The following is a 15,520-nucleotide window of genomic DNA, read 5'->3' on the forward strand; positions in this document are numbered from 1 at the left end:
TATACACATCTTTTACATCTCAGGCGCATCCTCTGCGCCTGCCTTATGCTATTATTCGCAACCTTGGAGCACCTGCCATCGGCGGGAATGCAATTCTACCGCTGTCCACTTTCAGCGGAATAACAACATCTTGTGGTGACAGATGAACAGTGGTTATCTGCATTTTCCGGAATTCGATCCGGTTATTTTCTCAGTAGGACCTGTCGCGCTTCACTGGTACGGTTTGATGTACCTCGTGGGCTTTATTTTCGCTATGTGGCTTGCGGGCCGTCGCGCCAGCCGTCCAGGCAGCGGGTGGACGAAAAACGAGGTCGAGAACCTGCTGTATGCCGGTTTCCTCGGCGTGTTCCTCGGTGGCCGCATTGGCTACGTCCTGTTCTATAACTTCCCGGTTTTCCTGAACGATCCACTGTATCTGTTCCGCGTCTGGGACGGCGGCATGTCCTTCCACGGCGGCCTGATTGGTGTGATCCTGGTGATGGTGATTTTCGCCAAACGTACCAAACGCAACTTCTTCCAGGTTTCTGATTTTATCGCACCGCTGATTCCGTTTGGTCTGGGTGCAGGCCGTCTGGGCAACTTTATCAACGGTGAACTCTGGGGCCGTGTCGATCCGAGCGTCTCTTTCACCATGCTGTTCCCGGGTTCACGTGCAGAAGACATTGCGCTGCTGCCGTCCCATCCCGAGTGGCAATCTATCTTTGATACCTATGGCGTTCTGCCTCGCCATATGTCCCAGCTGTATGAGCTGGCGCTGGAAGGCGTTGTGCTGTTTATCATCCTCAATATCTTCATCCGCAAACCGCGCCCGATGGGGGCTGTCTCTGGCCTGTTCCTGATTGGCTACGGCGCGTTCCGTATCATCGTCGAGTTCTTCCGCCAGCCGGATGCACAGTTTACCGGCGAGTGGGTACAGTACATCAGCATGGGGCAGATCCTCTCCATTCCGATGATTGTCGCGGGTGCCATTATGATGATTTGGGCGTATCGTCGTCGTCCACAGCAACAACTCTCCTGAGGAACCATGAAACAGTATCTTGAATTGATGAAAAAAGTGCTCGATGAGGGCACGCCGAAAAACGACCGCACCGGCACTGGTACGCTCTCCATTTTTGGCCACCAGATGCGCTTCAACCTGCAGGAAGGCTTCCCTCTGGTGACGACGAAGCGCTGCCACCTGCGCTCGATCATTCATGAACTGCTCTGGTTCCTGCAAGGCGATACCAACGTTGCGTATCTGCACGAAAACAACGTCTCCATCTGGGACGAGTGGGCAGATGAGAACGGCAACCTGGGTCCGGTTTACGGCAAACAGTGGCGCGCGTGGCCCACGCCAGACGGTCGCCATATTGACCAGATCAGCACCGTCATGAACCAGCTGAAAAACGACCCGGACTCGCGCCGTATCATCGTTTCTGCCTGGAACGTGGGGGAGCTGGACAAGATGGCGCTGGCGCCGTGCCATGCGTTCTTCCAGTTCTACGTGGCTGATGGCAAGCTATCCTGCCAGCTTTATCAGCGCTCCTGCGACGTGTTCCTCGGCCTGCCGTTTAACATCGCCAGCTATGCGCTGCTGGTGCATATGATGGCGCAGCAGTGCGACCTGGAAGTGGGTGATTTTGTCTGGACCGGTGGCGATACTCACCTGTATAGCAATCACATGGAACAGACACACCTTCAGCTGACCCGTGAACCGCGCGCGTTGCCAAAACTGGTTATCAAGCGTAAACCGGAATCAATTTTCGACTATCGCTTTGACGACTTTGAAATTGAAGGATACGACCCGCATCCCGGCATCAAAGCGCCTGTCGCGATCTGATACCGCAAATATTCACACAGCCGGCGCGTATTCGCGCCGGTTTTTTTTCGCCCGCATTTCGTTTCACGAGCCGTTATCCAGATCGCATGCAACGTGTTGCAACAGGCCATATTCTCTGGATGCCGCCTCGTAATCCTCCCATTCGTTCCTCGCGGCTTCCCCGGCGCTGCGCCACACTCCCGTCATGAAAAAAGAGAACGGCTTTACGCTTACTGAAATCATGGTTGCTATCGCCCTTGTCGCCATTCTTAGCGCTACGGGGATGTATGGCTGGGACAGCTGGCAGCACCAGCAGCGGCTTTGGCAAACCGCCGGGCAGGTGCGTGACTATCTGGTGTTTCTGCGCAATAACGCAAACCGATATAACCGTGACCACCAGGTAACCATTCAGAGAGAGGGAGAGAGCCTCTGTCTGGCAAGCTCTTTCGTGAAGGGTTGCGAGAAGGGCAATCCGTACGTAATGAGCCCGCTCTGGCCTGAGGTGACGTTTAGCGAGATAACGCCTTCATTAGGCTTCTATGGATTAAGGGATACCGCATGGGCAGGAAGGATACGGGTGCAAAGTCGGGCGGGAGAATGGCTAATAATCGTTTCAAACGGTGGTCGAATCAGGATGTGCAATGCTACAGGCGATCGGTCATGCCAATGAATCAGCAGGGCTTTTCCCTGGCTGAGGTCCTGATCGCGATGGCAATCAGCAGCGTGTTGCTACTAAGCGCATCGCGTTTTTTACCTGCCCTGCAGCAGGCCGTTTTGTTGCAGTCAGGCCAGCGGGAGCTTGAGGAGGAGGTCTGGCAACGCCTTTACGTCGTCGGCAAGCAGCTTCAACGGGCGGGTTTATGCGCCGGAAACTGCCAGGGGCAAGGACTGACAATTGCCAGACAGGGGAGTTGCGTCGTTGTGAAGTGGGATGCAAACAGCAACGGTCGCTGGGACACGGCCGCATCGGAAAACGAGAGTACGGGCTATCGCCTGGAGTCAGGGGCGCTGGAAACGTTGCGGGGGGCGAGCGGCTGCGAGGGAAAGGGGTGGGAAAAACTTACCGATCCTAATCGGGTGGTCATCCAGCAGTTTAAGGTGAGTCAAACGGAACGCGCCGGTTTTGCGCCAGAGCTGACCATTGCACTGACCGCTATTCGCAAAACTGAAAATAGTGCCCCTTATCAGGCGCGCTACGGGGTCACGGGGTTTAACCTGTGAACCGGCAGTGCGGAATGTCCTCTCTGGCGCTGGTTCTGCTTCTGCTGGTGCTCGGCACGCTCATCCTCACCGGCCTTAACCAGCAGCTTACCTCGTTCAGCACGCTGGTGGGCGGCGAGAGTCGCGCGGTTCAAATGCAGGCAACCGTACAGTCAGCGCTGGAGTGGGGCCGGGTTCAGCCCTGGTCGACAGAGACAGATCTCCAGTGCAAAAACGGCACCGCCTGGCGAGTGTGTTTGCGATTGCTCAGTGAGGCGCGGGTGTTGCTCATTGCCAGAAGCGATGATCTGCTGCTGTGGCGTACGGGGGAGGTGGTGGAGGGAAACATTCAGTTTTCGCGCCACGGCTGGAGTGATTTTTGTCCGCTTAAGGAGAGTGCGCTATGCCAGATACCCTGAACAGAGAAAATGGGTTCAGCATGGTTGAGGTATTACTGGCGATGATGCTGCTGGTCGTGGTGGTCACGGCATTGTCCGGATATCACCGGGCGCTGGCCGCACGTTTTACCTCGTTTAATCAGTACCGCCAGCTCTGGCATAACGTCTGGAACCAGTCGCTGCTGGAAGCCGATGCGCTACCTGACGGCTGGCAGGTCAAGCGGGTGCAGACAACGCAGTCCGGATGTGTCAGCATCACGGTTACACTTATTTCTCCTCTGGGGCGGCGCGGCGAGATGACGCGTCTGCATTGCCCGGTAAGCCAGTAGTCGGAGCGTCTATGTTAAGGGTCTACCACTCGAATCGTCTGGATGTGCTGGAAGCGCTGATGGAGTTCATCGTTGAGCGCGAGCGGCTCGACGATCCTTTTGAGCCTGAAATGGTGCTGGTGCAAAGCACCGGCATGGCGCAGTGGCTGCAAATGTCGCTTTCACGGAAATTTGGCATTGCGGCTAACATCGATTTTCCATTGCCCGCGAGCTTTATCTGGGAGATGTTTGTCCGCGTGCTGCCGGACATCCCTGAGCAGAGCGCGTTCAATAAGCAAAGCATGAGCTGGAAGCTGATGTCGCTGCTGCCTGATATGCTGACGCACGATGAATTCACTATGCTACGTCACTACCTCAGTGATGATACCGATAAGCGCAAGCTGTTCCAGCTGGCATCGCGTACCGCCGATCTTTATGACCAGTATCTGGTTTACCGCCCGGAATGGCTGACAAGCTGGGAGGCAGGTGAATTAGTTGAAGGCCTACCGGAAGCGCAAATCTGGCAGGCACCTCTGTGGAAAGCGCTGGTAGAACATACTGAGGCGCTCGGTCAACCCAAATGGCACCGTGCGAACCTTTACCAACGGTTTATCTCAATTCTGGAAAGCGCTTCCGAACGTCCGGCCCGGCTGCCGTCGCGCGTGTTTATTTGCGGTATTTCTGCTTTGCCGCCAGTCTACCTGAAGGCGCTAGACGCGCTGGGTAAACACATTGATATCCATATTCTCTTCACCAACCCGTGCAGAGACTACTGGGGTGATATTCAGGATTCGCGCTGGCTTTCGCGGCTGGTGACTCGCCAGAGAAAACGCCTCTTTGAAGAACGCGCCGTTCCTCTGTTTAAAGACAGCGAAACCGCCGCCCAGCTTTTCGATGAAAACGGGATTCAAAATCTGCCAAATCCCCTGCTCGCATCCTGGGGCAAGCTGGGGCGTGATTACATTCATATGCTCTCAGACATCACGTCGTCAGGTGACGGTGATGTGGATGCGTTCGTCGAGATCCCGCCGGACAGCCTGCTGCACAATATTCAGCTGGATATCCTGAATCTGGAAAATCGTGCGGTTATGGGAGTGACTGCGAAAGAATTTGAACGCAGCGACAGCAAACGAAAGCTGGATCCTGACGATCGCAGTATTACCGTTCACGTATGCCATAGCCCACAGCGTGAGGTTGAGATCCTCCACGACCGGCTGTTGGCCATGCTGCAGGACGATCCTGAGCTGACGCCGCGCGATATCGTTGTAATGGTGGCGGATATCGACAGCTACAGCCCCTTTATACAGGCTGTTTTTGGTAGCGCCACGGGCGAACGATACCTTCCTTATGCCATCTCTGACCGTCGCGCACGGCAGTCTCACCCGGCGTTACAGGCTTTCCTCTCTTTGCTTTCGCTGCCGGATAGCCGGTTTATCTCTGAAGACGTGCTGGCATTGCTGGATGTGCCCGTCCTGGCCGCGCGTTTCAACATTGATGAAGAAGGGCTGCGCTATCTTCGCCAGTGGGTCAATGAATCTGGCATTCGCTGGGGGATCGATGACGACAACGTTCAGGAGTTCGAACTTCCGCCTACCGGACAGCACACCTGGCAATTTGGCCTGACGCGTATGCTGCTGGGCTACGCGATGGAAAGCAGCCAGGGTGAATGGAACGAGGTTCTGCCTTACGACGAGTCCACCGGGCTTATCGCCGAGCTTGTCGGCCATTTAGCCTCGCTGCTGATGCAGCTCAACCGCTGGCGACGCGAGCTTATGCAGCCGCGACCGCTTGAAGAGTGGCTGCCAGTTTGCCGCGAGATGCTGAATGACTTCTTCCTGCCGGACGGTGAAACCGAAGCGGCGATGGCGCTCATTGAAAAGCAGTGGCAGGGGATCGTTGATGAGGGCGTTAATTCGCACTATTACGAGGCAGTTCCACTTACGCTTCTGCGCGATGAGCTGACTCAGCGTCTTGACCAGGAGCGCATCAGCCAGCGTTTCCTTGCGGGGCCGATCAACATTTGTACACTGATGCCAATGCGATCTATCCCGTTCAAAGTGGTTTGTCTGCTCGGCATGAACGACGGTATTTATCCACGCGCGCTCGCCCCGCTTGGCTTCGACTTAATGAGTCCAAAACCAAAGCGTGGCGACCGTAGCCGCCGTGACGATGACCGTTATCTGTTCCTGGAAGCGCTCATTTCTGCCCAAAGCAAACTGTACATCAGCTATATCGGTCGTTCGATTCAGGACAACAGCGAGCGCTTCCCCTCCGTGCTCGTTCAGGAACTGGTGGACTACATCGGGCAGAGCCACTATTTGCCGGGTGATGAAGAGCGCAATTGCGACGAAAGCGAAAAGCGGGTGAAAGCGCATATTACCTGCTGCCACAGCAGGATGCCGTTTGACCCGGTGAACTACGTTGCCAACGAGTATCAGAGCTACGCCCGCGAGTGGCTTCCGGCAGCAAAAAAAGACGGCACGGCGCATACCGACTTCATTCAGGAACTTGAGCCGCGCCCTATCGAAAACCTTAACTTCGACCAGCTGCAGCGCTTTTGGGCGCATCCGGTGCGCGCATTCTTCCAGCAAAGGCTGCAGGTTAACTTCCGTTCTGAGGAGAGTGAAATTCCGGATGCTGAACCATTCATCCTGGACGGGCTGGAGAGGTTTAAGCTGAATTCCCAACTTTTAAATGCGTTGGTAGATCAGGAAGACGCGAATACGCTTTTTCGTCGTTATAAGGCTTCGGGATTACTCCCGTATGGCGCGTTTGGCGAAATCGTGTGGGACGCGCAGTGTCAGGAGATGAAGGCGCTGGCCGATCGCGTAATCGAATGCAGACAGCCCGGCAAAAGCCTTGAGATCGATCTCCACTGCAACGGTGTTCATCTCACGGGCTGGCTGCCTCATGTCCAGCCTGACGGGCTTCTGCGCTGGCGGCCCTCTATGCTTAGCGTTTCACACGGTTTGCAACTCTGGCTTGAACATCTTGTCTACAGTGCGGGTGGTAACAAAGGCGAAAGCCGGATCTTCGTGCGTAAAGAGGGCGAATGGCGTTTTCCGCCGATGGAAGCTGAGCAGGCGCTGAATTATTTGTCACTGTATATCGAAGGCTACCGTCAGGGAATGAACAAACCGCTGCTCCTACTGCCAGAAAGTGGAGGGGCGTGGATAAAAGTCTGTTATGACGCGCAGAATGATGCCATGTTAACGGATGACGCTTCCCTACAGAAAGCGCGGAGTAAGTTTGTTCAGGCCTATGAAGGCAACATGATGGTGCGAGGCGAAGGTGAAGATGTCTGGTATCAACGTTTATGGCGAACGCTTGAGCCAGAATATTTCGAGGCAATCACGGAAGAGGCGCAGCGCTATCTGTTACCGCTGTTCAAATTTAATCAGTCCTGAGTGCTGTATAAAAATTGCGCAGTATGGGGTGTTCATTTATGATGCACTTCTTATCACGGACTGATGTACCCAAAGAAAGAGATGCTGGCGTGTCCAGCACGCAGTTTGTTAATGATGTAGCCGTGATAAAGAGGTCGTAATGCCAGGCAGCACCTTGTTTAAAGCGTTCGTTTTGTTTGTCGCCCTTTGGGCTCCAGTCACTCAGGCAGATTCCGGTTGGCAACCCGTTCAGGAAACTATCCGTAAGAGCGAAAAAGATACCCGCCAGTATCAGGCTATTCGCCTTGATAACGGGATGACCGTGCTGCTGGTTTCCGATCCGCTGGCGGTAAAGTCTCTGTCCGCGCTTGTTGTACCGGTAGGCTCGCTGCAAGATCCTGAAGCCCACCCAGGGCTTGCGCACTATCTGGAACATATGACGCTGATGGGTTCCAAAAAATACCCGCAGCCAGATAGCCTCTCCGAATTCCTTAAAATGCATGGCGGCAGCCATAATGCCAGTACCGCACCGTACCGCACTGCATTTTACCTCGAAGTTGAAAACGATGCGCTGGTAGGGGCGGTAGACCGCCTGGCTGATGCTATCGCCGCACCGCTGCTCGATAAAAAATACGCCGATCGTGAACGCAATGCGGTGAATGCCGAACTGACCATGGCACGCACGCGAGACGGTATGCGCATGGCGCAGGTGAGCGCCGAAACCATCAACCCGGCGCACCCGGGGTCGCGTTTTTCCGGCGGTAACCTTGAGACGCTGAGCGACAAGCCGGGCAGCCCGGTGCTCGACGCGCTGCACGCATTTCGTGATAACTACTACTCCGCCAATCTTATGAAAGCTGTCATCTACAGCAACAAACCGTTGCCGGAGCTGGCAAGCATTGCATCGCAGACGTTTGGGCGGGTACCGAATAAAAACATCGATCTGCCAAAGATTGACGTTCCGGTCGTGACCGACGCGCAAAAAGGGATCGTGATCCACTACGTCCCTGCCATGCCCCGCAAAGTCCTGCGCGTGGAGTTCCGTATTGATAACAACACGGCGCAGTTTCGCAGCAAAACCGATGAGCTGGTGACCTATCTTATCGGTAACCGTAGCCCGGGTACGCTGTCCGACTGGCTGCAAAAGCAGGGGCTAGTAGAAGGCATTCGTGCAGATTCCGATCCCGTTGTGAACGGCAACAGCGGCGTGCTGGCGATCTCAGCAACCCTGACGGACAAAGGTCTGGCGCACCGCGATGAGGTCGTGGCGGCTATCTTCAGCTACCTCTCTTTGCTGCGCGAAAAGGGCGTTGATAAGCACTACTTTGATGAACTGGCCCACGTGCTGGATCTCGATTTCCGTTATCCGTCAATCACGCGCGATATGGACTACGTTGAATGGCTGGCGGATACCATGATCCGCGTGCCGGTCGCGCACACGCTGGACGCGGTGAATATTGCTGACCAGTATGATGCGGAGGCGATAAAAGCGCGTCTGGCGATGATGACCCCGCAAAATGCGCGAGTCTGGTATATCAGCCCGAACGAGCCGCATAACAAAACGGCCTACTTTGTCGACGCTCCTTATCAGGTAGATAAGATCAGCGCCCAGACCTTCGCCGACTGGCAGAAAAAGGCCGGAGAGATTGCGCTGCAGATGCCCGAGCTGAACCCCTACATCCCGGATGATTTTTCGCTGATTAAAACCACGAAGGATTACCCGCACCCGAAACTGATTATCGATGAGCCGACGCTGCGCGTGGTGTACGCGCCAAGCCGCTATTTTGCCAGCGAGCCGAAAGCGGATGTCAGCGTCGTGCTGCGCAATCCGAAAGCGATGGACAGCGCAAAAAATCAGGTGATGTTTGCCCTCAATGACTATCTGGCCGGTATCGCGCTGGACCAGCTCAGCAATCAGGCTGCTGTCGGTGGGATCAGCTTCTCTACCAACGCCAATAACGGGCTGATGGTGAATGCGAACGGCTATACTCAGCGTTTGCCACAGCTGTTCCAGGCCTTGCTGGAAGGCTACTTCAGCTACACGCCAACCGAAGAACAGCTTGAGCAGGCTAAATCCTGGTATGCGCAAATGATGGATTCGGCGGAGAAGGGCAAAGCGTACGATCAGGCGATTATGCCTGCACAGATGCTCTCCCAAATCCCCTATTTCCAGCGTGAAGATCGTCGGGCGCTTCTGCCATCCATCTCTTTAAAAGACGTGCTGGCCTACCGTGATTCGCTGAAAACCAACACGCGTCCGGAGTTCCTCATTGTCGGGAACATGAGCGAGGAACGGGCTAAAGCCCTGGCGAACGATGTGCGAACGCAGCTGGGTTCAAAAGGCGACGAGTGGTGTCGCAACCAGGATGTCCTGGTTGAGAAAAAGCAGAATGTGATTTTCGAGAAAGCGGGGAGCAGCACCGATTCCGCGCTGGCCGCCGTATTCGTACCGAAGGGCTATGATGAGTTTGCCAGCTCTGCGCAAAGCGCCGTACTTGGACAAATTATCCAGCCGTGGTTCTACAACCAGCTGCGCACGGAAGAACAGCTTGGCTACGCGGTGTTTGCCTTCTCTATGAACGTGGGTAGGCAGTGGGGGCTTGGTTTCCTGCTGCAAAGCAGCGATAAGCAGCCTGCGTATCTCTGGCAGCGCTATCAGGCATTCTTCCCGCAGGCAGAAGAAAAATTGCGCGCAATGAAGCCGGAAGAGTTTGCTCAGATCCAGCAGGCCGTCATCGCGCAGGTCATGCAGCCGCCGCAGACGCTGGGTGAAGAAGCATCCCAACTGAGCAAAGATTTCGATCGCGGTAATATGAAATTTGATTCGCGTGATAAAGTAGTGGCCGAGATAAAACAGCTGACGCCGCAGAAGGTTGCCGACTTCTTCCATCAGGCGGTTATCAAGCCGCAGGGAATTGCCATCCTGTCACAGGTTTCCGGTAGCCAGAACGGGAAAACGGAATACGTAGACCCGAAAGGCTGGAAAGTCTGGAAGAGCGTCACTGCACTGCAGCAATCTATGCCCTGGAGTAAGAAAGAATGACCGATACCGCTGAGTCCCTTGATCCCTTACGTTTACCTCTACAGGGTGAACGATTGATTGAAGCCTCAGCGGGAACGGGAAAAACCTTTACCATAGCCGCGCTCTATCTGCGCCTGCTGCTGGGGCTTGGCGGAAACGCGGCTTTTCCACGCCCCCTCAGCGTGGAAGAGCTGCTGGTGGTTACCTTTACCGAGGCAGCCACCGCTGAGCTGCGAGGCCGAATTCGTTCCAACATTCACGAACTGCGCATCGCCTGTCTGCGTCAGAGCACGGATAACCCGCTTTACGCCAGCCTCCTTGAAGAAATTGCCGATAAGCAACAGGCCGCACAATGGCTGCTGCTGGCTGAGCGGCAGATGGACGAAGCGTCCGTCTTCACCATTCACGGCTTCTGTCAGCGTATGCTGAGCCTCAACGCGTTTGAATCCGGCATGCTCTTTGAGCAGCAGCTTATTGAAGATGAGTCCCTGCTGCGCTATCAGGCCTGCGCCGACTTCTGGCGTCGCCACTGTTATCCTCTGCAGCGCGATATCGCCGAAGCGGTACATGCATTGTGGAGTGGCCCGGAAGCCCTTTTGCGCGCTATCGATCGCTATTTGCAGGGTGAAGCGCCGGTCATTAAATCCCCGCCGCCTGCGGATGAAACCCTGGCTTCTCGCCATGAAAAGATTATCGCCCAAATTGCGGCCTTAAAGCAGAAGTGGAACGCCTCCGTCGGTGAGATTGAAGCGATTGTCGAAAATTCCGGGATCGACAGACGCAAATTCAACCGTGGCAATCAGGGCAAATGGATCGACAAGATCAGCGCCTGGGCGCAGGAAGAGACCCGTGGCTATCAGCTCCCGGATGCGCTGGAAAAATTTTCCCAGCGTTTCCTGGTCGAGCGAACCAAAGCCGATGGCATTGTCCCTGAGCACGCCCTCTTTGTGGCCATTGAGGCCTTGCTCGCCGAGCCGTTAACCCTCAATGATTTGGTTATCACCCGCGCCATGACGGAGATCCGCGAAGCGGTATCGCGTGAAAAACGCCGTCGGGGCGAGCTTGGTTTTGACGATATGTTAAGCCGCCTGGACGCGGCGTTGAGCAGTGAAAACGGTGAAGCGCTTGCCTCTGCAATCCGTACCCGCTTCCCGGTCGCGATGATTGATGAATTTCAGGATACCGACCCCCAGCAGTACCGTATTTTTCGCCGTATCTGGCGACACCAGCCGGATACCGCACTGTTGCTGATCGGTGACCCTAAGCAGGCCATTTACGCCTTCCGTGGCGCCGACATTTTTACCTACATGAAGGCCCGTAGCGAGGTCGCAGCGCATTACACTCTGGACACCAACTGGCGTTCCTCGCCCGGCATGGTTGAAAGCGTTAACGCGCTGTTCGAGCGTATGGATACGGCTTTCATGTTCAAGGAAATTCCCTTTAAGCCGGTAAAATCCGCCGCGAAAAATGCCTCTTTGCGCTTTGAATTCAACGGTGCGACGCAGCCAGCCATGAACTTCTGGCTGCTGGAGGGCGAAGGTTATGGCGTTGCTGACTATCAAAATGCGATGGCGCAGCACTGTGCCGCGCAAATTCGAGACTGGCTCAGCGCGGGCGCTCGCGGTGACGCGGTGCTCTGGAAAGGTGAGAAATCCACGACTGTAAAAGCCTCCGACATCACGGTGCTGGTACGGAGTCGCCAGGAGGCTTCACTCGTACGCGATGCGCTGACGTTGCTGAATATTCCGTCCGTTTATCTCTCCAATCGCGATAGCGTGTTTGAAACCCTGGAAGCCCAAGAGATGCTGTGGCTGCTGCAGGCCGTGCTGGCACCGGAGCGTGAGAGTACGCTTCGCAGCGCGCTGGCCAGCGCCATGCTCGGGCTGAACGCCCGGGATATCGATGCGCTGAACAGCGATGAAGTCGCCTGGGATGCGGTGGTGGAAGAGTTTGTTCACTATCGTGAGCGCTGGCAAAAACGCGGCGTGATGGCGATGCTGCGCGAACTGTTGGCGCAGCGCCACATTGCCGAGAATATGCTCGCGACGGCAGGCGGCGAGCGTCGCCTTACCGATATCTTGCATATCAGCGAGCTGCTGCAGGAAGCGGGGACGCAGCTGGAGAGCGAACACGCGCTGGTGCGCTGGCTGTCGCAGCAAATCGCCGACCCAAACAGCAACGCTTCAAGCCAGCAGATGCGTCTTGAGAGTGACAGGCACCTGGTGCAAATCGTCACCATTCATAAATCGAAAGGGCTGGAATATCCGCTGGTCTGGCTGCCGTTTATTGCGAACTATCGCGTGCAGGATCAGGCGTTTTATCACGATCGTGACTCGTTTGAAGCGGTCCTTGATTTAAGCAACGCCGAATCCAGCGTTGAGCTGGCCGAAGCCGAGCGTCTGGCGGAAGATTTACGCCTGCTCTACGTCGCGCTGACCCGCTCCGTCTGGCACTGTAGCCTGGGCGTCGCTCCACTTTTCCGCCGTCGGGGAGAGAAGGCGGGGGAAACTGATTTTCATTTGAGCGCTCTCGGGCGGCTTATTCAGCTCGGTGAGCCAAAAGACGCGGCAGGGCTGCGCCAGTGTCTCGAATCACTCTGCAACGATCATATTGCCCTGCATATCCCGTCCTCTCCGGACAACAGCCGCTGGGAGATGCCGGAACAGCGCGAAGCGGAGCTGAACGCCCGTCAGATCGCGCGCACCATTGTGGACGACTGGCGCGTCACCAGCTATTCCGGTTTACAGCAGCACGGTCAGAGCATCGCGCAGGATCTGATGCCAAAGCTGGATGTCGATGCTGCAGGCACCGGCAGCGTGCCGGTTGAGCCGGTACTGACGCCGCATCAGTTTCCACGCGGCGCGTCACCAGGGACCTTTTTGCACAGCCTGTTCGAAGAGCTGGATTTCACTCAGTCCGTCTCTGACGAGTGGGTGCTGAAAATGCTGCAGAGCGGGGGCTACGACGTGCAATGGCAGCCGGTGCTTAGGGACTGGATTAACGCCATTTTGCAGGCGCCGCTCACGGAGCAGGGTATTTCTCTCAGCCGGTTAACCGCCCGGGATAAGCAGGTTGAGATGGAGTTTTATCTCCCTATCGCCAGCCCGCTGAAGGCGGACGCGCTGGATGCGCTCATTCGCGAATACGACCCGCTCTCTGCCGGCTGCACGCCGCTCGGTTTCCGCCAGGTTCAGGGCATGTTGAAAGGTTTTATCGACCTTGTCTTCCGGCACGAAGGCCGTTACTACCTGCTGGATTACAAATCGAACTGGCTTGGCGAGAACAGCGAAGCCTACACGCAACAGGCGATGGCATCCGCCATGCAAATGCATCGCTACGATCTGCAGTATCAGCTGTATACCCTGGCGCTGCATCGCTACCTGCGCCATCGCATCGCGGATTACCGTTACGAAGAACACTTTGGCGGGGTCATCTATCTGTTCCTGCGCGGCGTGGATGCCGCTGACCCGCACTCAGGTATCTTCACTACCCGTCCTGATGTGGAACTCATTGAAAAAATGGATAATCTGTTTGCCGCAGGCACGGAGGAGGTGGCATGACGATGCAGGAATTATTGCTGGACGCGGTAGAGCAACGCTTGCTGCGCCAGCTGGATGTACAGTTTGCGATGATGGTTGCCGGTGAGCAGCCTGCGGTGATGCTTGCTGCGGCAATGCTCAGCAAAGATGCAGGGGAGGGGCACGTCTGCCTGCCGCTTTCGCGCCTGGCTATTGATGCAAAAATGCCCGCAGCCCTGCAGTCTTGCTTCGCCCTGCTCGGTGACTCGGTGGACTGGCAGACGGTGCTATTGGATTCATCTGCGGTCAGCCTGTCGGATACCCAGACGCCGCTCATCCTCATCGGGGAGCGCTTATACCTTAACCGATTGTGGCGCAACGAGCTGACGGTAGCGCGCTTCTTTAGCGAGACCAACGCCCCGCTACCGTGCGATGAAGCACAGCTCCGGCAAACGCTGGACTCTCTGTTTATCTCCAGCGAGGCCCTGGACTGGCAGAAAGTGGCGGCGGCGGTAGCGTTAACGCGGCGCATTTCGGTGATTTCTGGCGGTCCGGGGACGGGGAAAACGACCACCGTTGCAAAACTGCTTGCTGCGCTGATTCAGCTTTCCGGTGAGCAGAAATGCCGTATTCGCCTGGCGGCGCCCACGGGTAAAGCGGCGGCCCGCCTGACGGAATCTCTGGGGGGGGCGATGCAAAAGCTGCCTCTTAGCGATGCTCAGCTGGCGCTTTTCCCTAAAGACGCGAGCACGCTGCACCGTTTGCTCGGCGCGCAGCCGGGCAGCCAACGCCTGCGTTACCATGCCGGAAACCCGCTGCATCTGGACGTGCTGGTGGTGGATGAGGCTTCGATGATTGACCTGACGATGATGTCGCGGCTAATCGATGCGCTGCCGCCTCACGCTCGCGTTATTTTCCTGGGCGACCGCGATCAGCTCGCCTCCGTTGAAGCGGGCGCGGTGCTGGGCGATATCTGCACCTACGCCAGCTATGGCTATACCGCCGCGCGCGCCCAGGAGCTGGCGCGCCTGACGGGATGCGCGCTGGAGGCCAACAGCGTTCCGCAGGCAGCCGCGCTGCGCGACAGCCTCTGTCTGCTGCAAAAAAGCTACCGCTTTGGCAGTGACTCCGGCATCGGCCAGCTGGCTGCGGCGGTAAACCGCGGCGATCGCCACACCACTCGGGCGGTATTCGACGGCACCTTCACCGATATCGAGAAGAAATCGCTGCAAACCGGGGAAGAGTATCAGGCGATGCTAAATGACGCCCTGCAGGGGTATCAGCACTTTTTGACCGGCGTTCAGCAGCAGAACGCGCCGGAGCAGGTCATCGCCGCCTTTGGCGAATATCAGCTGCTGTGTGCCTTGAGGGAAGGGCCTTTCGGCGTAAGCGGTCTGAATGACAGGCTGGAACAGCTACTGGCTCAGAAACGTAAAATCATGCGTCAGCCGCACTCTCGCTGGTATGAAGGCCGGCCGGTGATGATTTCCCGCAACGACAGCGCGCTGGGCCTGTTCAACGGGGATATCGGAATTGCGCTTGACCGTGGACAGGGACTGCGCGTCTGGTTCCAGATGCCGGATGGCAGCGTGAAGTCCGTGCAGCCAAGCCGTTTACCGGAGCATGAGACGGCCTGGGCGATGACGGTGCACAAATCACAGGGGTCTGAATTTACCCATGCGGCGCTGATCCTGCCTACGCAGCTCTCACCGGTTATTACCCGTGAGCTTATCTACACCGCAATCACCCGTGCGCGTCAGCGCCTGTCGCTGTATACCGATGAGCGGGTGCTGGTACAAGCAATCGCCGCGCGTACGGAGCGGCGAAGCGGGTTAAGCGCAATTTTTGAGTCAGCATAGGCAAGCCCTCCACCTTTCGGGGAGGGCGTTG

General features: G+C 56.4%; 10 protein-coding genes. All 10 read left to right on the top strand.

From position 1 onward, the window contains the following. Positions 1-142 precede the first annotated feature (142 nt). Complete coding sequence (gene lgt, locus E0L20_RS09050) at positions 143-1,018, top strand: prolipoprotein diacylglyceryl transferase (RefSeq protein ID WP_131633665.1); 876 nt, start codon at positions 143-145, stop codon at positions 1,016-1,018. Between the two features lie 6 nt (positions 1,019-1,024). After that, positions 1,025-1,819 carry a thymidylate synthase gene (gene thyA / locus E0L20_RS09055; RefSeq protein WP_131633666.1) on the top strand — a complete coding sequence of 265 codons (795 nt, stop codon included), beginning with the start codon at positions 1,025-1,027 and terminating at the stop codon, positions 1,817-1,819. Between the two features lie 184 nt (positions 1,820-2,003). Next, entirely contained in the window at positions 2,004-2,468 is a 465-nt protein-coding gene (locus E0L20_RS09060) for a prepilin peptidase-dependent protein (protein WP_131633667.1), read from the top strand. Further along, on the top strand, positions 2,459-3,019 hold the full coding sequence (locus E0L20_RS09065) for a prepilin peptidase-dependent protein (RefSeq protein ID WP_131633668.1): 561 nt from the start codon (positions 2,459-2,461) through the stop codon (positions 3,017-3,019). Before E0L20_RS09060 ends, E0L20_RS09065 begins: the two co-directional genes overlap by 10 nt. Next, a complete protein-coding gene (locus E0L20_RS09070) occupies positions 3,016-3,417 on the top strand; it encodes a DUF2509 family protein (protein WP_131633669.1) in 402 nt (133 codons plus the stop codon). The genes E0L20_RS09065 and E0L20_RS09070 overlap by 4 nt, the downstream gene beginning before the upstream one ends. Continuing rightward, the gene (locus E0L20_RS09075; protein ID WP_131633670.1) at positions 3,402-3,725 is read left to right on the top strand and encodes a prepilin-type N-terminal cleavage/methylation domain-containing protein; all 324 of its coding nucleotides are present in this window, start codon (positions 3,402-3,404) and stop codon (positions 3,723-3,725) included. Before E0L20_RS09070 ends, E0L20_RS09075 begins: the two co-directional genes overlap by 16 nt. Positions 3,726-3,736: 11 nt before the next feature. Then, on the top strand, positions 3,737-7,111 hold the full coding sequence (gene recC, locus E0L20_RS09080) for an exodeoxyribonuclease V subunit gamma (RefSeq protein WP_131633671.1): 3,375 nt from the start codon (positions 3,737-3,739) through the stop codon (positions 7,109-7,111). Between the two features lie 139 nt (positions 7,112-7,250). After that, entirely contained in the window at positions 7,251-10,133 is a 2,883-nt protein-coding gene (ptrA, locus tag E0L20_RS09085) for a pitrilysin (RefSeq protein ID WP_131633672.1), read from the top strand. Continuing rightward, positions 10,130-13,672 carry an exodeoxyribonuclease V subunit beta gene (gene recB / locus E0L20_RS09090; RefSeq protein ID WP_131633673.1) on the top strand — a complete coding sequence of 1,181 codons (3,543 nt, stop codon included), beginning with the start codon at positions 10,130-10,132 and terminating at the stop codon, positions 13,670-13,672. The genes ptrA and recB overlap by 4 nt, the downstream gene beginning before the upstream one ends. Beyond that, a complete protein-coding gene (gene recD / locus E0L20_RS09095) occupies positions 13,669-15,489 on the top strand; it encodes an exodeoxyribonuclease V subunit alpha (RefSeq protein ID WP_131633674.1) in 1,821 nt (606 codons plus the stop codon). The genes recB and recD overlap by 4 nt, the downstream gene beginning before the upstream one ends. The last annotated feature ends 31 nt before the right edge of the window (positions 15,490-15,520 follow it).

The sequence above is a fragment of the Enterobacter wuhouensis genome (assembly GCF_004331265.1).
Classification (GTDB): domain Bacteria; phylum Pseudomonadota; class Gammaproteobacteria; order Enterobacterales; family Enterobacteriaceae; genus Enterobacter; species Enterobacter wuhouensis.

Excerpts from the sequence above, each read along its gene's own strand:
- lgt (WP_131633665.1), top strand. The coding sequence starts at position 143 with ATGAACAGTGGTTATCTGCATTTTCCGGAATTCGATCCGGTTATTTTC.
- thyA (WP_131633666.1), top strand. The coding sequence starts at position 1,025 with ATGAAACAGTATCTTGAATTGATGAAAAAAGTGCTCGATGAGGGCACG.
- E0L20_RS09060 (WP_131633667.1), top strand. The coding sequence starts at position 2,004 with ATGAAAAAAGAGAACGGCTTTACGCTTACTGAAATCATGGTTGCTATC.
- E0L20_RS09065 (WP_131633668.1), top strand. The coding sequence starts at position 2,459 with ATGCCAATGAATCAGCAGGGCTTTTCCCTGGCTGAGGTCCTGATCGCG.
- E0L20_RS09075 (WP_131633670.1), top strand. The coding sequence starts at position 3,402 with ATGCCAGATACCCTGAACAGAGAAAATGGGTTCAGCATGGTTGAGGTA.
- recC (WP_131633671.1), top strand. The coding sequence starts at position 3,737 with ATGTTAAGGGTCTACCACTCGAATCGTCTGGATGTGCTGGAAGCGCTG.
- ptrA (WP_131633672.1), top strand. The coding sequence starts at position 7,251 with ATGCCAGGCAGCACCTTGTTTAAAGCGTTCGTTTTGTTTGTCGCCCTT.
- recB (WP_131633673.1), top strand. The coding sequence starts at position 10,130 with ATGACCGATACCGCTGAGTCCCTTGATCCCTTACGTTTACCTCTACAG.
- recD (WP_131633674.1), top strand. The coding sequence starts at position 13,669 with ATGACGATGCAGGAATTATTGCTGGACGCGGTAGAGCAACGCTTGCTG.